The organism is Pseudochelatococcus lubricantis (assembly GCF_042432495.1).
Classification (GTDB): domain Bacteria; phylum Pseudomonadota; class Alphaproteobacteria; order Rhizobiales; family Beijerinckiaceae; genus Pseudochelatococcus; species Pseudochelatococcus lubricantis.
Window position 1 is genome coordinate 46,562 of sequence record NZ_JBHLXC010000002.1, and the last position, 25,213, is coordinate 71,774.

Annotated in this window: 23 protein-coding genes; 17 read left to right on the plus strand and 6 right to left on the minus strand. The window is 66.2% G+C overall.

From position 1 onward, the window contains the following. Position 1: 1 nt before the first annotated feature. Positions 2–274 (minus strand): DUF4164 domain-containing protein, encoded by a 273-nt coding sequence (locus tag ACFFJ7_RS03120; protein WP_166954779.1) that lies wholly within the window; start codon positions 272–274, stop codon positions 2–4. 216 nt (positions 275–490) lie between these two features. Here ACFFJ7_RS03120 and tkt point away from each other — a divergent pair, with 216 nt between their 5' ends. From tkt to ACFFJ7_RS03145, 5 genes are all read left to right on the plus strand, one after another. Beyond that, positions 491–2,482 carry a transketolase gene (gene tkt / locus ACFFJ7_RS03125; RefSeq protein ID WP_377590730.1) on the plus strand — a complete coding sequence of 664 codons (1,992 nt, stop codon included), beginning with the start codon at positions 491–493 and terminating at the stop codon, positions 2,480–2,482. Between the two features lie 69 nt (positions 2,483–2,551). Next, on the plus strand, positions 2,552–3,559 hold the full coding sequence (gap, locus tag ACFFJ7_RS03130; RefSeq protein WP_166954775.1) for a type I glyceraldehyde-3-phosphate dehydrogenase: 1,008 nt from the start codon (positions 2,552–2,554) through the stop codon (positions 3,557–3,559). Between the two features lie 53 nt (positions 3,560–3,612). Further along, positions 3,613–4,842 carry a phosphoglycerate kinase gene (locus tag ACFFJ7_RS03135; protein ID WP_377590731.1) on the plus strand — a complete coding sequence of 410 codons (1,230 nt, stop codon included), beginning with the start codon at positions 3,613–3,615 and terminating at the stop codon, positions 4,840–4,842. A gap of 75 nt (positions 4,843–4,917) precedes the next feature. Further along, a complete protein-coding gene (gene fba, locus ACFFJ7_RS03140; RefSeq protein ID WP_377590732.1) occupies positions 4,918–5,982 on the plus strand; it encodes a class II fructose-bisphosphate aldolase in 1,065 nt (354 codons plus the stop codon). 177 nt (positions 5,983–6,159) lie between these two features. Continuing rightward, complete coding sequence (locus ACFFJ7_RS03145) at positions 6,160–6,552, plus strand: GNAT family N-acetyltransferase (RefSeq protein WP_246225382.1); 393 nt, start codon at positions 6,160–6,162, stop codon at positions 6,550–6,552. Positions 6,553–6,555: 3 nt separating this feature from the next. On the opposite strand, the gene phaR is transcribed toward ACFFJ7_RS03145, so the two are convergent. Next, a complete protein-coding gene (gene phaR / locus ACFFJ7_RS03150) occupies positions 6,556–7,158 on the minus strand; it encodes a polyhydroxyalkanoate synthesis repressor PhaR (protein WP_166954769.1) in 603 nt (200 codons plus the stop codon). A 329-nt stretch (positions 7,159–7,487) separates the two neighbouring features. On the opposite strand from phaR, the gene ACFFJ7_RS03155 reads away from it, so the two are divergent. Both ACFFJ7_RS03155 and phbB read left to right on the plus strand, forming a co-directional pair. Further along, positions 7,488–8,666: an acetyl-CoA C-acetyltransferase gene (locus ACFFJ7_RS03155; RefSeq protein WP_166954767.1), complete on the plus strand. Its 1,179-nt coding sequence runs from the start codon at positions 7,488–7,490 to the stop codon at positions 8,664–8,666. A 528-nt stretch (positions 8,667–9,194) separates the two neighbouring features. Continuing rightward, on the plus strand, positions 9,195–9,929 hold the full coding sequence (gene phbB / locus ACFFJ7_RS03160) for an acetoacetyl-CoA reductase (protein WP_166954860.1): 735 nt from the start codon (positions 9,195–9,197) through the stop codon (positions 9,927–9,929). A gap of 71 nt (positions 9,930–10,000) precedes the next feature. Here phbB and gloB read toward each other — a convergent pair whose 3' ends face one another. After that, complete coding sequence (gene gloB / locus ACFFJ7_RS03165) at positions 10,001–10,771, minus strand: hydroxyacylglutathione hydrolase (protein ID WP_377590733.1); 771 nt, start codon at positions 10,769–10,771, stop codon at positions 10,001–10,003. A 139-nt stretch (positions 10,772–10,910) separates the two neighbouring features. Between gloB and ACFFJ7_RS03170 the strand changes: the two genes are divergently transcribed. Both ACFFJ7_RS03170 and ACFFJ7_RS03175 read left to right on the plus strand, forming a co-directional pair. Further along, entirely contained in the window at positions 10,911–11,699 is a 789-nt protein-coding gene (locus ACFFJ7_RS03170; protein WP_377590734.1) for a class I SAM-dependent methyltransferase, read from the plus strand. 172 nt (positions 11,700–11,871) lie between these two features. Then, positions 11,872–12,825 carry an acetyl-CoA carboxylase carboxyltransferase subunit alpha gene (locus tag ACFFJ7_RS03175; RefSeq protein ID WP_377590735.1) on the plus strand — a complete coding sequence of 318 codons (954 nt, stop codon included), beginning with the start codon at positions 11,872–11,874 and terminating at the stop codon, positions 12,823–12,825. 7 nt (positions 12,826–12,832) lie between these two features. On the opposite strand, the gene ACFFJ7_RS03180 is transcribed toward ACFFJ7_RS03175, so the two are convergent. Then, a complete protein-coding gene (locus tag ACFFJ7_RS03180) occupies positions 12,833–13,834 on the minus strand; it encodes an NAD(P)H-quinone oxidoreductase (RefSeq protein ID WP_377590736.1) in 1,002 nt (333 codons plus the stop codon). Positions 13,835–13,921: 87 nt separating this feature from the next. Then, complete coding sequence (galU, locus tag ACFFJ7_RS03185; RefSeq protein ID WP_166954757.1) at positions 13,922–14,797, minus strand: UTP--glucose-1-phosphate uridylyltransferase GalU; 876 nt, start codon at positions 14,795–14,797, stop codon at positions 13,922–13,924. A gap of 304 nt (positions 14,798–15,101) precedes the next feature. Here galU and ACFFJ7_RS03190 point away from each other — a divergent pair, with 304 nt between their 5' ends. The 7 genes from ACFFJ7_RS03190 to hisN all read left to right on the plus strand — a co-directional run bounded on the left by ACFFJ7_RS03190 (position 15,102) and on the right by hisN (position 23,179). Beyond that, positions 15,102–16,463 carry a lytic murein transglycosylase gene (locus ACFFJ7_RS03190; protein ID WP_377590737.1) on the plus strand — a complete coding sequence of 454 codons (1,362 nt, stop codon included), beginning with the start codon at positions 15,102–15,104 and terminating at the stop codon, positions 16,461–16,463. Positions 16,464–16,657: 194 nt separating this feature from the next. Then, positions 16,658–17,947 carry an SGNH/GDSL hydrolase family protein gene (locus tag ACFFJ7_RS03195; protein WP_377590738.1) on the plus strand — a complete coding sequence of 430 codons (1,290 nt, stop codon included), beginning with the start codon at positions 16,658–16,660 and terminating at the stop codon, positions 17,945–17,947. A gap of 457 nt (positions 17,948–18,404) precedes the next feature. Next, on the plus strand, positions 18,405–18,536 hold the full coding sequence (locus tag ACFFJ7_RS03200; RefSeq protein ID WP_343042599.1) for an aa3-type cytochrome c oxidase subunit IV: 132 nt from the start codon (positions 18,405–18,407) through the stop codon (positions 18,534–18,536). Between the two features lie 372 nt (positions 18,537–18,908). After that, positions 18,909–20,045 carry a Re/Si-specific NAD(P)(+) transhydrogenase subunit alpha gene (locus ACFFJ7_RS03205; protein WP_377590739.1) on the plus strand — a complete coding sequence of 379 codons (1,137 nt, stop codon included), beginning with the start codon at positions 18,909–18,911 and terminating at the stop codon, positions 20,043–20,045. A gap of 28 nt (positions 20,046–20,073) precedes the next feature. Continuing rightward, complete coding sequence (locus tag ACFFJ7_RS03210) at positions 20,074–20,535, plus strand: proton-translocating transhydrogenase family protein (protein WP_166954747.1); 462 nt, start codon at positions 20,074–20,076, stop codon at positions 20,533–20,535. Between the two features lie 5 nt (positions 20,536–20,540). Further along, complete coding sequence (locus tag ACFFJ7_RS03215; protein ID WP_166954745.1) at positions 20,541–21,944, plus strand: NAD(P)(+) transhydrogenase (Re/Si-specific) subunit beta; 1,404 nt, start codon at positions 20,541–20,543, stop codon at positions 21,942–21,944. A gap of 455 nt (positions 21,945–22,399) precedes the next feature. Further along, positions 22,400–23,179, plus strand: coding sequence for a histidinol-phosphatase (gene hisN, locus ACFFJ7_RS03220; RefSeq protein WP_377592058.1), 780 nt, complete (start codon positions 22,400–22,402; stop codon positions 23,177–23,179). A 45-nt stretch (positions 23,180–23,224) separates the two neighbouring features. Here hisN and ACFFJ7_RS03225 read toward each other — a convergent pair whose 3' ends face one another. Next, positions 23,225–24,274 carry an alpha/beta fold hydrolase gene (locus ACFFJ7_RS03225; RefSeq protein ID WP_377590740.1) on the minus strand — a complete coding sequence of 350 codons (1,050 nt, stop codon included), beginning with the start codon at positions 24,272–24,274 and terminating at the stop codon, positions 23,225–23,227. Between the two features lie 165 nt (positions 24,275–24,439). On the opposite strand from ACFFJ7_RS03225, the gene ACFFJ7_RS03230 reads away from it, so the two are divergent. Next, positions 24,440–24,967 carry an Hsp20 family protein gene (locus ACFFJ7_RS03230; RefSeq protein WP_166954741.1) on the plus strand — a complete coding sequence of 176 codons (528 nt, stop codon included), beginning with the start codon at positions 24,440–24,442 and terminating at the stop codon, positions 24,965–24,967. Positions 24,968–25,213 lie beyond the last annotated feature (246 nt).

The following is a 25,213-nucleotide window of genomic DNA, read 5'->3' on the forward strand; positions in this document are numbered from 1 at the left end:
ATCAGATCCCCCGCTCGCCCGCGAGCACGCTCTCTACCTTGCCGAGCGCCGTGGCGAGGCGCTCGTCGACGTCTCCCGCCACCGCTTCGAGCTGCGCCAGCCGCGCCAGCGTCCCGTCGAGCTCGACGGCGAGGCGCGCGCGATCGTCCTGCATCAGCGCAAGCTCGGTTGGCAGGTCGCCGCCGCGCCGGTCCAGTTCCAGCCTGCGCACGGTCGCTCTCTCCAGCGCCGCGACGGCGGCGTCGAGCCTTTTCAACGCATCCGCAAGCGACATAATATGGCCCCTGAACCGGAACATGACGACGACACGCACTTCGCCGCAGGGTGAACGGCAGTTTTCCGCGCGTCAATACGTCTGATTGTCATGTTCCCTTTTGACATGGGGATACAGCCTGCTATCAAGCCAGTTCATCAGCATGGCCTGCGGCCTGCGTTCACCGGACCCGACCGCTCCTCCACACCCGCACTTGACGATCAGAGGATTTCACCCGTGACAGCACAAGTCGAGCACAAAGAGCTTGCCAACGCCATCCGCGCTTTGGCGATCGACGCGGTGGAAAAGGCGAAATCCGGCCATCCTGGCCTGCCGCTCGGCATGGCTGACGTCGCGACGGTCCTGTTTTCCCGCTTTCTGAAGTTCGACGCCGCCAATCCGAGCTGGCCGGACCGCGACCGATTCATCCTCTCCGCCGGCCACGGGTCCGCGCTGCTCTACGCGCTGCTGTACCTGACGGGCGCACCTTCCGTGACGCTCGACGAAATCAGGCACTTCCGCCAGCTCCATTCGAAGACGCCCGGCCATCCCGAGAACTTCGTCACCGCCGGTGTCGAAACCACCACCGGCCCGCTCGGGCAAGGGCTCGCCACGGCGGTCGGCTTCGCGCTGGCCGAACGGCTGCTCAACGCGGAATACGGCGACGGCCTCGTTGATCACTTTACATATGTCCTCGCCTCCGATGGCGACCTGATGGAAGGCATCAGCCAGGAGGCCATCGCCTTCGCCGGCCACCTGAAGCTGAACCGGCTGATCGTGCTGTGGGACGACAACGGCATCTCCATCGACGGGCCGCTGTCGCTCTCCGATTCGGTCGATCAGGCGAAGCGCTTCGAATCGGCGGGCTGGCACGCGGTGCATGTCGACGGCCACGACCCCGACGCGATCGCCGCCGCCATCGAGGCCGCGCGCAATGCCGACCGGCCGACGCTGATCGCGGCGAAAACCGTCATCGGCTACGGCTCGCCGAAGAAGGCGGGCACGTCGAAGGCTCATGGCGAGCCGCTCGGCGCGGAAGAGATACTCGCCACCAAGGAGGCCCTCGGCTGGCACCACGGCCCGTTCGAGGTGCCCGACGGCATCCTGAAGGCGTGGCGGACATTCGGCGAACGCGGGCGGGCGGCACGCGAGGCCTGGCAGAAGCGGCTCGCCGGCGAGTCGGAGGCGGTGCGCACCGAGTTCGCCCGCCGCATCACCGGCGAGCCCGACACGCGGCGCCTGCATGCGGCCAGCGATGCGCTGAAGGCCCGCTTCAACGGCGAAAAGCCGGCCATCGCCACCCGCAAGGCCAGCGAGCTGGCGCTGGAAGCGCTTGTCGGCGAGGTGCCGGAACTGCTGCTCGGCTCCGCCGACCTCACGCCCTCCAACAACACCCGCACCAAGGGCCTGAAGGAGATCGCGCCCGGCGACTATGCGGGGCGCTACATCCACTACGGCATCCGCGAGCACGGCATGGCCGCGGCGATGAACGGCATCCTGCTGCACGGCGGCTACCGCCCGGCCGGCGGCACCTTCCTTGTGTTCTCCGACTACGCGCGCCCGGCAATCCGCCTTGCTGCGCTGACGGGAACGCCGGCGATCTATGTGTTCACGCACGATTCCATCGGTCTCGGCGAAGATGGGCCCACGCACCAGCCCGTCGAGCATCTGGCGGCGCTTCGCGCCATCCCCAACCTGCGCGTGCTGCGGCCGGCGGACGCGGTGGAGACGGCGGAAGCGTGGCAGATCGCACTTGGCCGCACCACGGGGCCGACGCTGCTCGCCCTCACCCGCCAGAACCTGCCGACCGTGCGCACCGAGCCCGCGCCGCAGAACCTTTCCGCCACCGGCGCCTACGAACTGTCGCCCGCGGAAGGCGTGGCGGTGGCTTCGCTGTTCGCCTCGGGCTCGGAAGTCGAGATCGCGCTCAAGGCGCAGGAACTGCTGAAGGAACAGGGTATCGCGGCGCGCGTCGTATCGGTGCCGTCGCTGGAACTTTTCCTCGAACAGCCGGAAGACGTGCGCAGGGCCGTCGTCGGCAACGCCCGGATCAAGGTCGCCATCGAGGCGGCCGTGCGCTTCGGCTGGGATGCCGTGATCGATTCGGACGGCATTTTCGTCGGCATGAGCGGCTTCGGCGCCAGCGCTCCCTACAAGGAACTTTACAAATATTTCGGCATCACGCCCGAAGCCGTCGTCGAAAAGGTGATCAAGCGCCACAATAGCTGACGATATGGGCTGTAAAATTCGGCCGAGCCAGAATAACCGAGTGAGCATCTATTGCGAGGAGACGAGAAAATGGCGGTTCGGGTAGCAATCAACGGGTTTGGTCGTATCGGGCGCAACATTCTGCGCGCGATTGTCGAGAGCGGCCGCACCGACATCGAGGTCGTGGCGATCAACGATCTCGCTCCCGTGGAGACGAACGCCCACCTGCTGCGTTTCGATTCCGTGCACGGGCGGTTCCCCGGCGAGGTGAAGATCGACGGCGACACCATCGACGTGGGCCGCGGGCCGATCAAGGTCACGGCCGTGCGCGATCCGGCGCAGTTGCCCCACAAGGATCTCGGCATCGACATCGCGCTCGAATCGACGGGCATTTTCACCGCCCGTGACAAGGCGGCCGCGCACCTTGAGGCCGGCGCGAAGCGCGTCATCGTCTCGGCGCCCGCCGACGGCGCCGATCTCACCGTCGTCTACGGCGTGAACCACGACAAGCTGACGAAGGAGCACCTCGTCATCTCCAATGCGTCGTGCACCACGAACAGCCTCGCGCCCGTTGCCAAGGTCCTGCATGAGGCGGTGGGCATCGAGAGTGGCTTCATGACCACCATCCACTCCTACACCAACGACCAGCCCTCGCTGGACCAGGTGCACAAGGACCTTTACCGTGCACGCGCGGCGGCGCTGTCGCAGATCCCGACCTCGACGGGCGCAGCCAAGGCCGTCGGCCTCGTGCTGCCGGAACTCGCCGGCAAGCTCGACGGCAGCTCGATCCGCGTGCCGACCCCCAATGTCTCGGTGATCGACTTCAAGTTCGTCGCAAGCCGCGCGACCTCGGTGCAGGAGATCAACGAGGCGGTCAAGGCCGCCGCTGGCGGGGCGCTCAAGGGCATTCTCGGCGTCACGGACCAGCCCAACGTATCGGTGGACTTCAATCACGATCCGCGCTCGTCCATTTTTGCGCTGGACCAGACCAAGGTTATAGACGGCAAGCTGGTGCGTGTGCTGAGCTGGTACGACAACGAATGGGGTTTCTCGAACCGCATGTCGGACGTCGCCGTTCTCCTCGGCAAGTTGATCTGATCACCTGAGGCGCGGCGGATGCCGCGCCTTTTCCACGACCGGAGTTATGCCCGATGACCGCTTTTCGCACGCTGGACGACGCCGATGTGAAAGGTCGGCGTGTGCTCGTCCGTGTCGATCTCAACGTGCCGACGGATGACGATGGCCGCGTGACCGACACCACCCGCATCGCCCGCGCCATGACGACCGTCGGCGAACTCGCCGACAGGGGCGCCCGCGTGGTCGTCCTGTCGCACTTCGGCCGCCCGAAGGGCCGCGACCCGAAGGAAAGCCTGCGCGCGCTCGCGCCCGTCTGCGCCGAAATCCTCGGGCGGCCCGTCGCCTTCGCCGACGAGGCCGTCGGCGAGGCCGCCGAACAGGCTGTTGCCGCGCTCGGCGACGGCGACATCGTGCTGCTGGAAAACACGCGCTTCCACGACGGCGAGGAAAAGAACGATCCTGCCTTCGTCGCGGACCTTGCGAAGCTTGGCGATCTTTACGTCAACGACGCATTCTCCACCGCCCACCGCGCCCACGCCTCGACAGAAGGGCTCGCCCACGTGCTGCCGGCCTTTGCCGGGCGCACCATGCAGGCGGAACTGGAGGCGCTGGCGAAGGGGCTGGAGACACCGCAGCGGCCCGTGGTGGCGATCGTCGGCGGCGCGAAGGTTTCCACCAAGCTCGCGCTGCTCGAAAACCTCGTCACCCGGGTCGACGCGCTCGTGGTCGGCGGCGGCATGGCCAACACTTTCCTGCTGGCGCAGGGCGTGCCTGTCGGCAAGTCGCTGGCGGAGCGCGACCTCGCGCCCACGGCGTTGCGCATTCTCGATGCTGCCGAAAAGCACTCCTGCAGCGTCATCCTGCCGGTTGACGGCGTGGTGGCGTGGGAGTTCAAGGCGGGCACGGAAAGCCATGCCTACGGCCTAGACGCCATTCCCGACGACGGCATGATCCTCGACATCGGCCCGCAGTCCATCGAGCGGGTGCGCGCCGCCATCGACGACGCCATGACGCTGGTGTGGAACGGGCCGCTCGGCGCCTTCGAACTCGAACCGTTCGATCGGGGCACCGTCGAGGCGGCCCGCCACGCGGCCGAGCGCACGCGGCAACGCAAGCTCGTGTCGGTGGCCGGCGGCGGCGACACCATCGCGGCGCTCAACAAGGCGAACGCCGTGGAAGATTTCACCTATGTCTCGACCGCGGGCGGGGCCTTTCTGGAATGGCTGGAGGGCAAGCCCCTGCCCGGCATCGCCGCCCTGTCGCTGGCGGCCGAACGCGCCCGTGCGGCAGCCGGGCAGGCTTGATGAACGGTCGCCGGTGGCGCTGCGCCGTCGGCGAGTTATTGCAGACGCTTACACCTTTCGTTCAGGAGGACGATCGTGGCCCGCATTACCCTGAGGCAGCTTCTCGACCACGCGGCAGAGCACGGCTATGGCGTGCCGGCGTTCAACATCAACAATATGGAACAGGGCCTCGCCATCATGGCCGCCGCCGACGCCGTCGACGCGCCGGTCATCATCCAGGCGAGCCGCGGCGCGCGTGCCTATGCCAACGACATCGTGCTGGCGCGCCTGATCGACGCGCTGGTGGAAATCTACCCGCACATCCCGGTCTGCATGCATCTCGACCACGGTAATGGTGAGCCCACCTGCGTCACGGCGATCCAGAACGGCTTCACCTCCGTGATGATGGACGGCTCGCTGCTCGCAGACGGCAAGACGCCGGCCGACTATGATTATAACGTCGGCATCACCCGGCGCGTCTCCGATATCGCCCACTGGGGCGGCGTCTCCGTCGAGGGTGAACTCGGCGTGCTCGGCTCGCTGGAAACCGGCGAGGGCGACAAGGAAGACGGCCACGGCGCCGAGGGCAAGCTCTCGCACGACCAGTTGCTGACCGATCCGGACCAGGCCGTCGACTTCGTGAAGAAGACCAAGGTCGACGCGCTTGCCATCGCCATGGGCACCTCGCACGGCGCCTACAAGTTCAGCCGCAAGCCGGACGGCGAGATTCTGGCGATGAACGTCATCGAGGAAATCCACAAGCGCCTGCCGAACGTCCACCTCGTCATGCACGGCTCCTCGTCCGTGCCGCAGGACCTGCAGGACATCATCAACGCCTACGGCGGCGAGATGCCGCAGACGTGGGGCGTGCCGGTGGAAGAGATCGTGCGCGGCATCCGGCATGGCGTGCGCAAGGTCAACATCGACACCGACAACCGACTCGCCATGACAGGCGCCATCCGCAAGGTGCTCGCCACCGACAAGGCGGAGTTCGACCCGCGCAAGTACCTGAAGCCCGCCATGGAGGCGATGACGAAGCTGTGCAAGCTGCGTCTCGAACAGTTCGGCACGGCCGGCAACGCCTCGAAGATCAAGGTGCTGCCGCTGTCCACTATGGCCAGGCGCTACGCCTCGGGCGAGCTTGATCCCACGTTCGGCTGATCGGCATGGACGCGGCCGGCGGTCCCCCCGGCAAGAGCAGTCTGGTCCCGCCCTGTCCGGGCCGGGCGGCTTGACGAGCTGGACCGCCTGGCGGCACTTGAAATCGATGCCACCCATGCGCTGATTGAGGCTGGCGCCATTCCGCCCGACGACCTTTCGGCAACGCAGCGCGACCTGATGGAACGGTGCGCCGCCGATGGCCTGCTGTTTGTGGCCGCGGATGAAAACGATGCGCCGCTTGGGTTTCTGGCCGCGGAGGCGCGCAACGGGGCGCTTTATATCGGCGAGATCGACGTGTGGCGGCGCTGGCAGGGGCGCGGTATCGGCCGCGCGCTGATACTGGCGGCCATCGCGGAAACGAGGCGAAGGGGCTTGCGGACGGCCACGCTGACGACCGACCGCTTCGCGCCTTTCAACCGACCGTTTTACGAATCGCTGGGTTTTCGCGAAGTCAGCGGCGCCTTGCTGCCACCAGACCTTGCTGCTGTATTGCAATCGGAGATTGAGCGAGGCCTTGACCCCGCTCGCCGGGTTGGCATGCTGCTTCGCCTTGAGCGAAGCAGCCGTTGATTTTCAGCCGCCGCTTTTGTCCTGCTCCCCCTTCCGCCCCACCAGCGCATCGAGGCGCGCCTGCATGTCGGCCATCTGCTTCTTCAGCACTTCGAGATCAGACGCATCGGTGACGGGCGGCACGACGCGGCGTTCGTCCTCGGCTGTCTTCTGCGGAAAAGGCGTGAACAGCCGCAGCGCTTCGCTGAACATCGCCATATTCGAGCGCACCTGCTCCTCGATGGCATGGAATGCGGCGGCGGGACCGAAAGACTGCGCCATCTTCTCGCGCAGCTTCTGCTGCTCGCGCGTGAAATTCTCGATGGAGAATTCGAGATAGCTCGGCACCAGCGCTTCCATGCTGTCGCCGTAGAAACGGATGAGCTGGCGCAGGAAAGCGACCGGCAGCAAGGACTGTCCCTCCTTGCCCTCTTCCTCGAAGATGATCTGGGTCAGCACCGAGCGGGTGATGTCCTCTCCCGACTTCGCATCGAAGACGATGAAGTCTTCTCCCTGGCGCACCATGCCGGCCAGATCCTCGAGTGTCACATAAGTGCTGGTTCCCGTGTGGTACAGGCGGCGATTAGCGTACTTCTTGATAACCGTGGGTTGTTTATCGGTCGCCATGAGCATCCTTACCGTCTCTTGTCCCCGCCGGTCTTTTGCAGCGTCCTGCGAATTGACGCAAGTCATTGCTCCGGCCCCTGAGTCGGGGACGATAGGCCGTTCGCGCGTTCTGGCAAACACTTTTCGCAGCAACCCGTTGCTTCGGTGTGGTTTCACACGGGTGTCCGCAGCTCTCGCGAGGGATACGGGCGCCCCCTTCACGGTTTCAACGCTTGACGCCCCACGTGCCGCGTCCACATTAGCGACGGGGGGAGGATTTTCACCGCCCGCTCCGGGCAGAAAGCCCCGCAGAACGTTTTTTAAAAAACGCTCAACTGGAGACTGATCTCATGGCCTTCAACGATATCGTCATCGTCGCCGCAGCGCGTTCCGCCGTCGGCTCCTTCAACGGTTCCTTCGCAACCGTGCCGGCTCATGAGCTTGGCGCGCAGATCATTCAGGCCGCCATCGCCCGCGCCGGTATCGAGGCGGGCGATGTCGACGAAGTGATTCTCGGGCAGGTGCTGACCGCCGCTCAGGGCCAGAACCCCGCCCGCCAGGCCGCCGTTCACGCCGGCATCCCGGTCGAGAAGACGGCATGGACGCTGAACCAGGTCTGCGGTTCGGGCCTGCGCGCCGTTGCGCTCGGCGCCCAGCAGATCGCCACGGGCGACGCCACGTTCATCGTCGCAGGCGGCCAGGAATCGATGTCGCTCGCTCCCCACGCCGCCTACCTGCGCGCCGGCCAAAAGATGGGCGACCTGAACTTCATCGACACCATGATCAAGGACGGCCTCTGGGAAGCCTTCAACGGCTACCACATGGGCCAGACGGCCGAGAACGTCGCGCAGAAGTACCAGATCTCCCGCCAGGAGCAGGATGAGTTCGCCGTCGCCTCGCAGAACAAGGCGGAAGCCGCCCGCGACGCCGGCAAGTTCAAGGACGAGATCGCGCCGGTCACCGTGAAGTCCCGCAAGGGCGACGTGATCGTCGATACCGACGAGTACATCCGCGACGGCGCGACCTATGACGCGGTCGCCAAGCTGCGCCCCGCCTTCACGAAGGACGGCACCGTCACCGCCGGCAACGCCTCCGGCCTCAACGACGGCGCAGCAGCGCTCGTCATCACCACGGCGGCGGAAGCCGAGCGCCGCGGCCTGAAGGTGCTGGCGCGCGTCGCCTCGTGGGCGACGGCGGGCGTCGACCCGGCGATCATGGGCACCGGCCCCATCCCCTCCGCCCGCAAGGCGCTGGAGAAGGCCGGCTGGAAGGTCGAGGACCTCGACCTGATCGAGGCCAACGAGGCTTTCGCAGCACAGGCGATCTCGGTCAATCGCGATCTCGGCTGGGATACGTCGAAGGTGAACGTCAACGGCGGCGCCATCGCCATCGGCCACCCCATCGGCGCTTCGGGCGCGCGCATCCTCACCACCCTGCTCTACGAAATGCAGCGCCGCGACGCCAAGAAGGGCCTCGCCACGCTCTGCATCGGCGGCGGCATGGGTGTCGCGCTGACCGTCGAACGCTAAAGCCGGTTTGGGGAGAGGCGTGAGACGCTTCTCCCCTGGCAGCGACAAGAGACGGGAAGATGAAGCGGATCGGCGCCTTTCGAAGGGGCGGTCCGCTCGAAGGGGCGGTCCGCTTGGCGCACATGATTTCGCGGCCACAGCATAAGACCGATTCCCGGCGGGCGCGACTCATCGGAAATCGGACTGGCCCGTGCGGCGCTTGAGCCAAGCCTGCGCGGAGCGGCCGGGGATCGGGAGCCTTGGCATGACGCAGTTTTCCGCGGCGTTCCGGCGGCTATCCCCGGCTGAGCGCGCATTTCGGTTTGAGTAAACGTTTTCTGTCTTCCGCCTGAATAGTCGCAATAGAAACAAGTCTAAAAAATTGATCCATAATAATGATTGAGCGGGAGACAATGCTAAAGTTTCGTAATATCCTGACAATGTTCTGAATCAGGGCTCCACAGCTGCGATCTTGGCAGAACTTTCGGGCGGCATCGGTCTCCTCAGCAACAATACCTGTGCCGCCTCACACACAAAAAAAGAAAAGGGATCACCATGGCACGGGTAGCGATAGTAACCGGGGGTACGCGCGGCATCGGCGCGGCGATCTCCAAGGCACTGGCGGCGGACGGACACAAGGTCGTCGCCAATTACGCAGGCAACGAAGAGGCCGCGGCCAAGTTTAACGCCGAAACTGGCATTCCGGTCATCAAGTTCGACGTCGCCGATCCGGTTTCGTCGGCGGAAGGCATCGCCAAGATCGAGGCGGAGCACGGCCCCATCGACATCGTGGTCAACAACGCCGGCATCACGCGCGACGCTACGTTCCACCGCCTGTCGTATGAACAGTGGTCGCAGGTGCTGCGCACCAACCTCGATTCGGTGTTCAACGTCACCCGTCCGGTGATCGAGGGCCTGCGGGCGCGCGGCTGGGGCCGCATCATCAACATCTCGTCGATCAACGGCCAGAAGGGCCAGGCGGGGCAGACGAACTATTCGGCCGCCAAGGCCGGCATCATCGGCTTCACCAAGGCGCTGGCGCAAGAGAACGCCTCCAAGGGCATAACCGCCAATGTCATCGCGCCCGGCTACATCGACACCGAGATGGTCGCCGCCGTGCCGGAGGACGTGCTGAAGAAGATCATCGCCACCATCCCGACTGGCCGTCTCGGTCGGGCCGACGAAATTGCCGCCACGGTGTCGTTCCTCGCCTCCGAGAAGGCGAGCTTCTTCAACGGATCGGTGCTCACCGTCAACGGCGCCCAGTACATCGCCAACGGCTGAGCGGCCTTTACAGGCCCTTCACTACGTTTCACGATTGCCCCGGGGAGTTTCCCCGGGGCTTTGTCTGCTGCTCATGCCCTGTCCTTGCGTGCCCGCAGCTCGGCGAAGACCTGCGCCGGTGCCTGTCCCGCAAGCCCCAGTCGGGCGGCGAAGGCCGCGTCGTCGGCGCGCAGGAACGGATTCTGCACCTTCTCGCCGCCAAGGAAGGAAGGAACGGTCAACCGCCCCTCGCGGCGGGCGGCTTCGACGGCGGCGGCGCGCGCCTGCAACGCAGGATTGTCCGGATCGACGGCGAGCGCGAAACGGGCGTTCGACAGCGTATATTCGTGCCCGCAGAACAGGCGCGTATCGTCCGGCAGCGCCCGCAGCTTTTCGAGCGACGCCCACATCGTTGCCGCGTCGGCTTCGAAGAGACGGCCGCAGCCAAGCGAAAACAGCGTATCACCCGCGAACAGCGCCCTGTCCTGCGCGAACCAGTAGGCGACATGGCCGCGCGTGTGACCGGGCGTGGCGATGACCTGCGCCGTCAGGGAGCCGACCGGCACACTGTCGCCCTCCTCCACCGTCGCGTCGACGGCCGGGATCGCGTCCCGCTCCAGCGCGGGCGCGGTGACGCGGACGGCGGGGAAGCGTTGCTTCAGAGGCAGGATGCCGTCGATATGATCGGCATGCTTGTGTGTGACGAGGATATCGGTGAGCTGCCAGCCGGTGCGCGCCAGCGCATCGACGACAGCGGCCTCCTCGGGCGCATCGATGGCGGCGGTTGCGCCGGTCTGCGGATCGTGCAGCAGCACACCGATGTTGTCGGTGCGGGCCAGGAATACATGCGTTTCAGCCGTCATCGTGCCAGTGCCTCCGTTCCGTATGAAAAGCGGCAGCCGCCCGCCGATCTTTCTCCCGGCGCCCGCACACCCGTGATATTTACGCTTTATAATACAAGACTACATCTGGCGCTGGAAATGGTCTAAAGCTGTATCGGTCATGGATGTGGACATCGTCGAACTGAGAGATTTCTACGCGAGCCCGCTCGGCACAGTCGCGCGCCGGCTTGTGAAGAAGGCTGTCGAGCGGATATGGCCGGATGCGCGCGGCCATACCGTGCTCGGCTTCGGCTACGCCACGCCCTACCTCTCGGCCTACCGCAGCAGCGCGGACCGGCTCCTTGCCTTCATGCCGGCGGCACAGGGCGTCATGCACTGGCCCCGCCACGGCCCCAACGCGACGGCGCTCGTCGACAAGACGTCGCTGCCACTGCAGATCGGCAGCGTCGATCGCGTCATTCTGGCGCATGCGCTGGAAACCACGGATTCCCCGCAGGCGCTGATGGAGGAAATCTGGCGCGTCCTGACGCCTGGAGGCCGGGTGATCGTCATCGTTCCCAACCGGCGCGGCCTGTGGACGCGCATGGACACCACGCCTTTCGGGCAGGGCCAGCCCTTCAGCCGCTCGCAGCTCGCCCGCCTGATGCAGGCGAGCCTGTTCTCCGCGGAGACGTGGGGGGAGGCACTCTACATTCCGCCCGTGCCGCGCCGCCTGGCCTTGCGCTCCGCCGTGGCGTGGGAGCGCATCGGCGCGGGCCTGTCGCTGCCGTTCGCCGGCGTGCACGTGATGGAGGCGGTCAAACAACTCTACCGGCCGATCCCGCTGCGGGCGACGCGCAAATCCGCACGCATGGCACCGGTTTTCGCGCCCGCGTCTTCCGTGCACCTGACGATCTCCCGGCCCGCACAGACGCGGGAGACGCGGCAAGGGCTCCATCGCCGCCCTTGACTTGAAGACGCGCGGACGCCAAGTTCCGCGCACACAAGAGCGTTTGCCGGACGGCCCGTCCGGCAGGCGCCTCCCGATTCTTTCCTGGAGCGGATTCCGATCGGGAAGCGCTCCGGCGCGGTTCGCCAGAGCGTGCGTCCGCGGCGTTCACGAGGCAACGACTGGCTAACCGATGCGCAGCTATCTCGACTTTGAAAAACCCGTCGCCGAACTCGAAGCGAAGATCGAGGAGCTGAGGGCCTTGGCCGATTCGGGCAGCGCGGTCGCCATCGGCGACGAGATCGCGCATATGGAGGCCAAGGCGCGCAAGGCGCTCAACGATGTCTACGCCTCCCTCACCCCCTGGCAGAAGACGCTGGTGGCCCGCCATCCGCAGCGGCCGCATTTCGTCGACTACTGTTCGGCGCTGATCACCGATTTCACGCCGCTCGCCGGCGACCGCAAGTTCGGCGAGGATCAGGCGATCGTCGGCGGGCTCGGCCGGTTTCGGGGCGAGAGCGTCTGCATCATCGGGCAGGAAAAGGGCTCGTCGACCGAAACGCGCATCCGGCACAATTTCGGCATGGCGCGGCCGGAGGGATACCGCAAGGCCGTGCGGCTGATGGAACTCGCCGGGCGGTTCGATCTGCCGGTCATTACCTTCGTCGATACGGCGGGCGCCTATCCCGGCATCGGCGCGGAGGAGCGTGGACAGGCCGAGGCCATCGCCCGTTCCACGGACGCATGCCTGCTTCTGCCCACGCCCAACGTCTCGATAGTCATCGGCGAGGGTGGATCGGGCGGCGCCATCGCGCTCGCCACCGCCAACCGCGTGCTGATGCTGGAGCACGCCATCTATTCGGTGATCTCGCCGGAAGGCGCGGCGTCCATCCTGTGGCGCGACCCCACACGGGCGCAGGACGCCGCGACCGCCATGAAGATCACGGCGCAGGATCTGCTGCGTTTCCAGATCATCGACGCCATCGTCCCCGAACCCGCCGGCGGTGCGCATCGCGACCCCGACGCCGCCATCAACGCGACGGGCGACGCCATCGCCGCCTCCCTTCAGGAGCTGGCGGGGCTGTCCGCGGACGACGTGAAACGCGCGCGCGCCGACAAGTTCCTGACCATCGGCAGCAAGCTGTAATACAGCCTCACCCGGCGACCCGCAGCACGATCTTGCCGATATGCTCGCCCGTTTCCATCAGGGCGTGCGCGGCGGCGGCCTCCGTCAGCGGGAAGGTCTTGTGGACCACGGGCAAGCAGCGTCCTTCGGCCAGCAGCGGCCATACGTGCTGCCGCAGGGAGAGGGCGATTGACGCCTTCTCGTCCAGCGGCCGGCTGCGGAGGGTGGAGCCGGTGTGCGTGAGCCGTTTCAGCATCAGCCGCATGAAATCGACCTCGACCTTCGATCCCTGCATGAACGCGATCTGCACGATACGCCCGTCCTGCGCCGCCGCTTGATAGTTGCGCGGGATGTAGCTGCCGCCGACCATGTCGAGAATCACATCGGCGCCGCGCCCGGCCGTCGCCGCCTTTACCGCCGCGACGAAATCCTCCTCGCGATAGTTGATGGCGGCGTCCGCACCCAGCCGCATGCAGGCGGCGCATTTTTCCGCCGAGCCCGCCGTCGTCAGCACCCGCGCGCCGAACGCCTTGCCAAGCTGGATCGCGGTGGTGCCGATGCCGGACGTGCCGCCGTGCACGAGCAGCGTCTCGCCCGGTTTCAGCGCACCCCTGTCGAAAACGTTCGACCACACGGTGAAATAGGTTTCCGGAACGGCCGCCGCCGTGACGAAGTCGAGGCCGTCGGGAACCGGCAGCGCGAGCGCGGCGTCGGCCAGGCAATACTCGGCGTAGCCGCCGCCCGTCACCAGCGCCGTCACGCGGCTGCCCGGCGCGGGTACGTCCGCGCCCTCGCCCGCGGCCACGACCTCGCCGGCGATTTCGAGGCCGGGGATGTCGGAGGCGCCCGGCGGCGGCGGATAATGGCCCTGCCGCTGCACCACATCCGGCCGGTTGACGCCAGCCGCATGCACCCGCACCAGCACCTCCCCCGCCGCCGGGCGCGGCACCGGGCGCGTTTCCGGACGCAGGACATCCGGCCCGCCGGGTTCGCTGATACCGATAACGGTCTGGGACGACGGCAGATTCATCGCATTACTCCCCGGTTTTCAAACGGCCTCGCGCCGCCCGCGCGCGAAAGGCGCGGGCGGCTAGGGTTCAGGCGCTATCGGCGCCGTTCACTGCCTGAGCAGGGCGTTCAGGGCAATGCGGAAGTCGGGCGCGAGGTCGTCGCGCGCCAGCGCGTAGGCGACGTTGGCGGCGAGGAAGCCGATCTTGGAACCGCAATCGTAGATCTCGCCGTCGAAGCGCGTCGCGAAGAAGGGCTGCGACGTCGCAAGCGTGATCATGGCGTCGGTGAGCTGGATCTCGCCGCCGGCACCCCGCTCCTGCTTCGCGAGGATGTCGAAAATTTCGGGCTGCAGGATGTAGCGCCCGGAGATGGCGAGGTTGGAGGGCGCGGTGCCCTTTGCGGGCTTCTCGACCATGGCTCTGATCGGCGAGACCTTGGCGCCGGCATCGGCAACGTCGACGATGCCGTACTGATGCGCCTGGTCGGCCGGCACCTCGTAAACGCCGATGATGTTGCCGCCGTGGTTGGCGTAGGCATCGATCATCTCGCTGAGGCAGGGCGTCTCGGCATGGTGCAGCATGTCAGGGAGGAGCAGGGCGAACGGCTCGTCGCCCACGATGTCGCGCGCGCACCACACCGCATGGCCGAGGCCGAGCGGTCCCTGCTGGCGCGTGAAGCTCGTCTGGCCGGGGCCGGGCAGATCGTGCAGCAACGCTTCCAGCTCGCGCTTCTTGCCGCGTTCGAGAAGCGTGCGCTCAAGTTCGAACTGGTTGTCGAAGTGGTCCTCAATCACGCCCTTGTTGCGCCCCGTGACGAACACGAAATGCTCGATACCGGCAGCGCGCGCCTCATCCACCACATGCTGGATCACGGGCCGGTCGACGACAGTCAGCATTTCCTTGGGCATTGCCTTGGTCGCGGGAAGGAAGCGCGTACCAAGTCCCGCCACCGGAAACACAGCCTTGCGAATGGGTTTGTTCATGTCCGTTTCAACAGGTGGGGTGAGTTGTGGGCCGGCAGCCCGCGCCACCCCTGACGCGCCCCACCGCTGGAAACGGCGTGCCAGCCGCCGCTTATTATGACGTGATGTATCATCGCGACAGGAATAGGGCAAAGCGCTGAATTAGCGTCCTTCTCGCTACATGCCGTCACGTCGTCTCAACCGTTTCTAAACCATATGGGCGCATCGTTGTTGGGGTTTTTACCAGCTTGGTGAACAGTCGCACCGGCTTTCCGTTTCCGGAAACCAGGCGAAGCAGATGGCGCGACCGCAAGAAGGGCGACCGATGGCAGCGAGCAGACAGCATCCCGGCAGGTGGTATTCCGGCAAGCGGCATTCCGGGTTTCACGCCGGTGCGGCTTCCGCAAGGTCCGCGCTTGCCGTTCTGGCGGCGAGCGCGTTGCTCGCATCCTGCTCGTCCTTCAATTACTGGCCGGGCACCGTGGACAACGGCACCACCGCGTCTATTCCTGCCTCTTCGCCCCGGCCCGCCAGCCCGGCCATGGCCTATGCGCAAGCGTCGTCCGAGCCCGATATGACGAACTTTTCCGCCTTCATCAGGGATTTGTGGCCGGAAGCCGCTGCGCGCGGTGTCTCTCGGCGCACTTTCGATGCCGCGCTTGCCGGCGTCGCCCCCGATCCCAAGATCATCGCACTGACGAAGAAGCAGTCGGAATTCGTCAAGCCGGTCTGGGAATACCTCGCCTCCGCCACCTCCGCCCAACGGCTCGAACGCGGCCGCGAGCAAACGACAAAATGGCGCGACACCTTCGCCACGGTCGAGAGCCGATTCGGCGTCGACCGCAAGGTGATCGCCGGCGTGTGGGGCATGGAGACGAACTTCGGCTCCACGATGGGCAATTATTATGTGGTCGAGGCGCTGGCGACACTGGCGCACGCGCAGTATCGCGGCCCCTTCTTCCGCAATGAACTCGTCACCGCTCTCACTATTTTGGAAGAGGGCCATACCACCCGCGACAAGATGATCGGCTCATGGGCCGGCGCCATGGGCCAGACCCAGTTCATGCCGACGAGCTTCACGCGCTACGCCGTGGATTTCACCGGCGACGGGCGGCGCGACATCTGGAGTTCCGTACCCGACGCGCTCGCCTCCACCGGCAATTACCTGAAGGAGCACGGCTGGGTCGCGGGGCTGCCATGGGGCTTCGAGGTGAAGCTGCCGACAGGCTACGACTATCGCCACCGCAACGGTACGTTCGCCTCCTTCGCCGCCACCGGCGTGCGGCGCATGGATGGGCGGACGATGCCCGCCGCAGGCGAGGCGCGCATCTTCCTGCCCGCCGGCGCGCGCGGTCCCGCCTTCCTCGTCACGAAGAACTTCGACGTCATCAAGCGCTACAACAACTCTGACGCCTATGCGCTCGGCGTGGCGCTGCTCGGCGACATGATCCACGGGGGCGCTGGCGTACAGGCCGCCTGGCCGCTCGACGAAAAGCCCCTCAGCCGCGACGAGCGTGAGGATCTGCAACGCTATCTCGCCAACCTCGGCTTCTCGGTCGGCGAACCGGACGGGCGCATCGGCAGCCAGACGCGCGCCGCCATCACCGCCTATCAGGAGCGCAAGGGCCTGATCCCGGACGGCCATCCCAGCCAGACGCTGCTGACGCACCTCCGGCGGGAGCTGTAAGCAGCGGGAAGGCGGCGACCTTCCCCGCGTTTACCCTGACCCGCGAACGCGCGGGCGACGCGAGACTCGTCGCCGTTTCTGCCCTATGATGCAAAGGTATGAACCCATGCCGCTTGTCGCGAAGACGAGCGGCGACCTGTCATTCCGTGTGAAGCATCATGCCGTCGCGTCGAAACGGATCAACCGGGAGCGGATTGCTGCGCATTATCGCGGCTATTGCAGGCGTCGGCCTTGTTCTGGGCGCGGCGCAGGCGCCGCTCCATGCCGCGTCCGACCCGCTGACGCGCTTCCTCGACAGCATTTTCAAGAAGGAACAGCAGCCCGCGCAGCCACCCGCCGCCCGTAGCGTGAGGCAGAAGCCCACCCGCCCGCCAGCGCCCGCGCAGGCGCGGAAGGTGCCGCGCAAACCCCGCCCCGCGACCGTGATCGTGCGTGATGCGCAGCAGAAGCGGGAAGCGAACACGTTCATCGCCGTGATCGGCGATTCGCTCGGTGAGGCGCTGGCCGGCGGCTTGCAGGAGGCGTTCGCCACCACGCGCGAGATCGCCGTTGTCAGCCGCGCCGGCGCGGAGACGAGCCTGACGCGCGCTACCCTGCCCGACTGGGCCTTCCTGATGCGCGATTACAGCCGCGAGGGGATGCCGGCGCCGCAGCCGATAACGGTCGGCGTTGTGCTCCTCGGGGCCGAGCCGCCGCGCAGCCTGATGGACGGCGAGGTCGAGGTGCCCTTCGAGTCGGCGCGCTGGAAGGAGCTGATGTCCGGGCGCATCGATTCGCTGATTCGCACCTTCGCCGACCGCGACCTTCCGCTGATCTGGGTCGGCCTGCCGCCGATGAAGAACGAGGCGCACTCCGACGCCGCCAGCGCCCTCAACGCGCTCTACCGGGAGGAGGTGCTGAAGGCGGGCGGCGTATTCGTGGATATCTGGGCCGGATTTTCCAACGATGAGAAGGAGTTCACCGCCACCGGGCCTGATGTCCGCGGGCAGACGGCACAATTGCGCAACGGCGACGGCGTCGGCCTCACGAAGGCCGGCGGGCGCAAGGCGGCGCATTTTGTCGAGCTGGAGATCCGCCGGCTCCTGCAGGCGCGCGGGCTGTCGACGGTCATCGCCGCCACCCCGGCCGAGACGAGCCCGCAAGCCGAGGCGGATCAGGAAGGGGCATTGCTCTCGCTGCCCGACATGCCGGTGCCGGTCGTCATTCCCGTCAAGCCGGCCGCCGGGCCGATCCTGCCGCTCGCCAGCCTGCAGTCCGCGCCGGACGGACAGTTGCTGACCCAACGCCCCGTCCTGAAAGGCGACGCCGCTGTGCTCGTGCACCGCGTCTACGGCGAGGGCCGCGCGCCGGAACCCGTGGCTGGGCGGGCCGACGATTTTTCCTGGCCGCCTCCGGAGCGCCCGCTCAACGCCAGCTTTGAAGCATCCCCCACGCCCGACGGAACGGGCACAACCGTGCAGACCGCGACCGTATCCGCGCAATAGACAGGCCAAGGCCATGAAAAAACCCGTCCTGTCGTACAGGACGGGTTCCTTGCACCTCGTGGCGGGTGCTATTCAGACGAGCGTCGCGGTGACGCTTTTTGCCGCCTACCCTTTGCCGGGCGTTTCTTCCCTAGACCTGGACCGCTTCACGGAACGATGCGCGGTTTTTGTATTGTCCGTCTATCCAGGACCGGACCCTTACAGGCGACCATTCTTGGATGGCCATAGTTGCGCACGAAACTTCACCGAACGCAAGAGGGGATTTTCAAGCGGGTGCGGCAAAACGCATCGAACCATTTGCCAGCAAGGAATAGTATCAGTCGAAAAAACTCCTGTGCGTAACATCGCGTAGCCCTTGATCCGCCCAAAATAAACCAAACTGGTTTGACACCATTGCAAGAGCGCGCGCCTTGAGGTACGACCTCAAGCTGAGGATCGGATGGGGAGGAGTGGCGCCGTGGCGAATGATATTGTCGAGATGGACTATCGGGAGCACGAACGCACCTATGCGGGCTTCATGCGCCTGGCGAAGATCGGCGGCGGCGCCATCATCGCCGTGCTGGTCCTGATGGCGATCTTCCTGCTGTGATCGCCGGGCGGTTTGGGTGCAAATGGACCGGCCTCCACCGCCGGGTCCCGGCAAGGCAGGCGCCGCGCCCGCGCTGTCATCCGTCATTCGACCATAGCGGCAGATTGCCTTTTCCCTCGCCCGGAGCGGCCCGTCATGCGCGCCGTCGGCGCTTTCCGGAAGCTTCACAGCCAGATGCGTGTGCGGGCAACGTCCCGCGGGAGCGGCCGCTGCGCGCGATCGCTTGCAAGGCTGCGCGGAGCCCTGCCGCCTGAAACACCAGCCGCGCCGGCCCGTCACACGCCTGACATTCCGCCCATTCACGCATTGTAGCAATCAGAAAATCAGACCAACCAGATACATGCCGCCCTGTGCCGCTTCGGAGTGAATGCCATGCTGGTCGCCGTTCCCACAGAAACCCTGGCTGACGAAAGCCGTGTCGCCGCGACGCCCGAAACCGTCAAGAAATTCGTTGCGCTCGGCGCGACCGTACGGGTTCAGGCTGGTGCGGGGCTTGCCTCGGGTATTCCGGATGCCGATTACGAGGCTGCCGGCGCGACCGTCGCTGGCGATGCCGCCGCGGCGCTGGCGGGGGCGGATGTCGTCCTCAAGGTGCGCCGTCCGGCAGAGGCGGAAATCGGGCTGCTGAAGAACGGCGCCATCCTGATCGCGCAGCTCGACCCCTATGGTCATGAGGATGCGATCAGGGCGCTGGCGGAAGCCGGCATCATCGCCTTCGCCACGGAACTGACGCCGCGCATCACCCGCGCGCAGGTCATGGATGTGCTGTCGTCGCAGGCGAACCTTGCCGGCTATCGCGCGGTGATCGACGCCGCGGCGGAATATGGCCGGGCGCTGCCGATGATGATGACGGCCGCCGGCACCGTGCCGGCCGCGCGCGTGTTCGTGATGGGCGCGGGTGTCGCCGGCCTCCAGGCCATCGCCACGGCCCGGCGCCTCGGCGCCATCGTCACCGCCACGGACGTGCGCCCCGCTGCCAAGGAACAGGTGGAATCGCTCGGCGCCAAGTTCATTGCCGTCGAGGACGAGGAATTCAAGCAGGCGGAGACCGCAGGCGGCTACGCGCGCGAGATGTCGGACGAGTACAAGCGCAAGCAGTCGGAACTCATCGCCTCCCACATCGCCAAGCAGGATATCGTGATCACGACGGCGCTGATTCCCGGCCGCGCCGCGCCGCGCCTGGTGTCGGACGCGATGGTGCGCTCGATGCGCCCCGGCTCCGTGATCGTCGATCTGGCGGTGGAGCGCGGCGGCAATGTCGAGGGCGCGAAGCCCGGCGAGGTTGCGGCCGTCGACGGCGTGAAGATCGTCGGCCACCTCAACGTGCCGGGCCGCCTGGCGGCCACCGCTTCCACGCTCTACGCGAAAAACCTGCTCGCCTTCGCCGAGCAGCTCATCGACAAACAGTCGAAGGCGATCGCCATCAACTGGGACGACGAGATCGTCAAAGCCACCGCGCTGACCCGCGACGGGGCCGTCATTCATCCCGCCTTCCAGCCGAAGGCTTAATTTCTCCTGATCTGAGAGGATGCGCGTCATGGCAACCCCCGTGGCAAACCTTTCGCCGGAACATACGCTTGAACAGGCCCGCTCGGCGGCGGACGCGGCGCGCGCCGCAGCCGACGCGGCACAGGTCTACGCAGATCAGGCCGCCGCCGCCATCGGCGCCATCGCCCACGGTGCAACGGGCGGCGCGGTGGACCCCACGGTGTTCCGCCTCGCCATTTTCGTGCTGGCGGTGTTCGTCGGCTACTACGTCGTCTGGTCGGTGACGCCGGCGCTGCACACGCCGCTGATGTCGGTAACCAACGCCATCTCGTCGGTGATCGTCGTCGGCGCCCTGCTGGCGGTGGGCGTCGAGGCCGCGCCCGCACTTGAGGGCGGCTCGGGCTGGGCGCGCCTCTTCGGTTTCATCGCGTTGATTCTCGCCTCGGTGAACATCTTCGGCGGCTTCCTCGTGACGCAGCGCATGCTCGCCATGTACAAGAAGAAGGGCTGATCGTCATGTCCGAAAACCTTGCGGCCCTTCTCTATCTCGTCGCGGGCGTCCTGTTCATCCTGGCGCTGCGCGGCCTCTCCTCCCCGGCGACATCGCGGCAGGGCAACCTCTACGGCATGATCGGCATGGCGCTCGCCATCGCGACGACGCTGGTCGGCCATCCGCCGGCCGACGGCTTCGCCTGGCTGCTGATCGTGCTCGGCATCGCCATCGGCGGCGGCGCGGGCGCGGTCATCGCGCGGCGCGTGCCGATGACGGCCATGCCCCAGCTCGTCGCCGCCTTCCACTCGCTCGTCGGCCTCGCCGCCGTGCTGGTGGCGGCCGGCGCGCTCTATGCGCCGCGCGCCTTCGGCATCGGCGCCCCCGGCGAAATTCACGGCGCAAGCCTGGTGGAAATGGGCCTCGGCCTTGCCATCGGCGCGATCACCTTCTCCGGCTCGGTCATCGCGTTCCTGAAGCTCGACGGGCGCATGTCCGGCAAGCCGATCCTGCTGCCGAGCCGCCACGCCATCAACATCGCGCTCGCCGTGCTGCTGCTGGTGCTGTTCGTCGTCTTCGTGACGACGGAAAGCCACGTGGTGTTCTGGCTGATCGCGCTGGTGAGCTTCGCGCTCGGCTTCCTGCTGATCGTGCCCATCGGCGGCGCGGACATGCCCGTCGTGGTGTCAATGCTCAACTCCTACTCGGGCTGGGCGGCCGCCGGCATCGGCTTCACGCTCGGCAACCTCGCGCTGATCATCACGGGCGCCCTCGTCGGCTCGTCGGGTGCGATCCTGTCCTACATCATGTGCAAGGGCATGAACCGCTCGTTCATCTCGGTGATCCTCGGCGGCTTCGGCGGCGAGGCTGCCGCGGCGAGCGCCGGCGGGGCGGTGGAGAATCGCCCGGTCAAGCAGGGCTCGGCGGAAGACGCGGCCTTCCTGATGAAGAACGCGGGCAAGGTCATCATCGTGCCAGGCTACGGCATGGCGGTTGCGCAGGCCCAGCACGCGCTGCGCGAGATGGCCGACAAGCTGAAGGCGGAAGGCGTCGACGTGAAGTACGCCATCCACCCCGTCGCCGGCCGCATGCCCGGCCACATGAACGTGCTGCTGGCGGAAGCGAACGTGCCCTACGACGAGGTGTTCGAACTTGAGGACATCAACTCGGAATTCGCACAGGCCGATGTCGCCTTCGTGATCGGCGCCAACGACGTCACCAACCCGGCGGCGAAGAACGATCCGTCCTCTCCCATCTTCGGCATGCCCATCCTCGACGTGGAAAAGGCGAAGACGGTCCTGTTCTGCAAGCGCGGCATGGGGTCCGGCTACGCCGGCGTCGAGAACGAACTCTTCTTCCGCGACAACACGATGATGCTGTTCGGCGATGCGAAGAAGACGGTCGAAAGCATCCTGAAGTCGCTCGACTGAAAATTTAACGAAACGACCCCTGTCATTGCGTTAACGCAATGACAGGAACCCGTCCGCCCATAAAAAAGGACCGCACATTTGCATGCGCGGTCCAAGTCTAGGGAGGAAACGCCCAAGGAGGGCAGCGATAAGGCGACGCCATCGCCATATCGCACTGCAACAATATGCCACCGCGCTGCACAAAACACAAGACCGGCGAGCGGACTTTTTGCCGCTTGCCGGAACGATGAGGCTTTTCTCGGCGCAACCTGTTGGTTATCAAGGCGTTGTTGCGCGTCCGAATCTGTGCACAAGGCCCCCGCCGTCCCGTCCCGGGTGGCGGGGGCCTTGTGTTGCCTTCTCCGGAACGACTTCCTCATTCAAATGCTTCCATTTGGTGGGAAAGCGCTCTAGAGCAGCGGACGGACCATTCCAGGGAGCTTGTCTTGTCGTCCGATCCGCATATTTCCGACATCATGGCCTTTGCCGACAGGCTGGCCACCGCGTCTGCCGGCGTCACCCTGCCGCTGTTCCGCACCGCCCTGACGGCGGATAACAAGGCGGAGGACGGCGATTTCGACCCGGTGACGGATGCGGACCGCGAGGCCGAGTCCGTGATGCGCGCGCTCATCCGCCAGACCTACCCCGATCACGGCATCGAGGGGGAGGAGCACGGCGGCGAGCGCCTCGACGCCGACTATGTCTGGGTGCTCGACCCGATCGACGGCACGCGCGCCTTCATCTCCGGCCTGCCGCTGTGGGGCACGCTGATCGGGCTGAAATACCGGGGCGCGCCCGTCTTCGGGCTGATGCATCAACCCTTTACGGACGAAACGTTCTCCGGCGCCGCGTTTCCGGCGGCAGCGCCGCTCACACTCTACCGGCGCGGGACGGCGAGCGGCACGCTGCGCACGCGCGAGTGCGCCGATCTCTCCTCGGCGACCATCTCCACCACCTCGCCGCGCATGTTCACGGGGACCAATCTTGAAGCCTACAACCGGGTGGAAGGCCAATGCCGCCTCGCCCGCTACGGCTATGACTGCTACGCCTACGCCATGGTAGCTGCCGGTCACGTCGATCTCGTCGTGGAAGCGGGGCTGAAGCCTTGCGACATCGTGGCGCTGGTGCCGGTCATCGAGGCAGCGGGCGGCGTTGTCACGAGCTGGACCGGAGGGCCGGTGACAGCGGGCGGCACGGCGGTGGCGGCCGGCGATCCCCGCGTTCACGAGGTGGCACTCGCCCTGCTCAACGGCTGATTGGGCGGCGGAGGGAAACCCGGGCTGCCCCGCTTCCTCGCCCGTTCAGGCGTCGGACTTGTTCAGAAAATGGTTGCCGTCGCCCGGCCTGATCTCGTCGCCGCCATCCACCAGCCCCTGCCCCGGCACGAAGGCGTCGAACGCCGCCCAGAAGACGGCGCGGATGTCGTCGTTCTCCATCAGGATCTCGTGTTTCGCGTAGGGCAGGACGACGGCGTTGCCCGCCTTCAACCGCGATCCGAATCGCTCCGTCGCCGGGGTGGAGACGATGCGGTCGGCGCCGGCAGCGACGACAAGCGCGGGCGTTGCAACCGAGAGCGCAAAACGCGGCACGGATAGTTGCGCCATGGCGCGGAAGGCGGCCGCGAGCCACCCCACCGTCGGATCGCCAACGGCCAGCCACGGCGCCTGCGCTATCACGGCCCGGATGCGGTCGAAACGGACGCGGTCGCTCGTCAACCGGTTGCCGACGAAGGGACGCATGACCGTCGCCGCACGCCTGCCGCCGGGAATGATGAGCCGAGACAGCCCGAGATTGCGCCCGAGAGCGACGGCGGCGGGGGCAAAGGAAGGGGCGATCGCGGGCGACAGCGCGATCATCGGCGCGATGGCGACGATGCGCGCGAAGTCGCCGCCATGCCCCTCCGTCGCGGCGCGTAGCAGCGCGATGGCCCCGCCCATGGAATGGCAAAGCGCGAAGCGCGGCAGATCAGGGAGCAAGGCTGCGACATCGGCCAGCACTGCGTCGAGATCATGCTGGTAGTCGGCGAAGTCGCGCACGTGGCCGGGTTGCACGGGTGTGCGGCCGCGCCGGCGCAGCAGGCGCTGCGAACCGCCCTGCCCTCGCCAGTCGAAGGCCACGACATGGAAGCCGCGCTGGCGCAGCTCGGCGACGACTTCGAAATACTTCTCGATGAACTCACCCCGCCCCTGCAGGATGATCACGACGCCGCGGCCGGGCGTTGCATCCCCGGCGGGCTGCCAGTGCGCGATGCGCAGGCGGATGCCGTCCACCGCCGTCACTTCCCGCACAGAGACGGAGGGCGGGATCGGGTTGTCGGGAATCGCGACGAGTTCCGGCAGTGCGCTTTTCATGTATCGACCCTGCGGCCATCCTCTTGAAAACGATCTTTGCCTGCCTACCTCAATAACCGGGCAGGCCAACGCGGCTGCCTTGCGGCATCCGACGATCATACGGCCCGGCCATCGGCGGGTCCGATGTCGATGTCATATCATATCGCTTCAACAGGAGGATGTGTCATGCGTCATTTCGATCTTGCTCCGCTTTATCGCTCCACCGTCGGTTTCGACCGGCTGTTCTCGCTGCTCGATCAGGCCGCGGGTGGAGAAGCGGGGCCGAGCTACCCCCCCTATAACATCGAACGCACCGGCGAGACGAGTTACCGTATCTCGATCGCCGTCGCGGGCTTCACCGAGGACACGCTCGCCATCGAGGCCCGGGACAACACGCTGACCGTGCGCGGCGAAAAGAAGGCGCAGGCAGAAGAGAAGCCCGTCGACGTGCTCTACCAGGGCATCGCGTCGCGCGCTTTCGAGCGCCGCTTCCAGCTCGCCGACCATGTCCACGTGACAGGCGCGCTGCTGGAGAACGGCCTGCTTCACATCGATCTCGTGCGCGAGATTCCGGAAGCCAACAAGCCGCGCCTCATCCCGATCCGGGGCAGCAAGGCCGGCGAGGCCATCGTCGACAACACGCCGGCGCCGGCCGGCAATGCAGGGACGAACGGCCAAGGGGCAGGCCACGGCGCCGCGCGGCAGGCCGCCTGACATCAGGTCTACATGAGACAGACAGGGGGGCGCCTTCGGGCGCCCCTTTTTTGACTGCCGGCCCGCAAACGCATGATTCGCGCAATTAAATTTCCCTGATAGGCTTCCTACAGACCACAAATTTCAGCAATACCGGTTTATCTCGCATTTTCGTGCAAAAAATACCATGATCGCCGCTTGTAACGGTTCGAGAAATCTGGCATTGTCCGCCTGAGATTAGGACAGCTTGACTGTCCCATTCTGAAT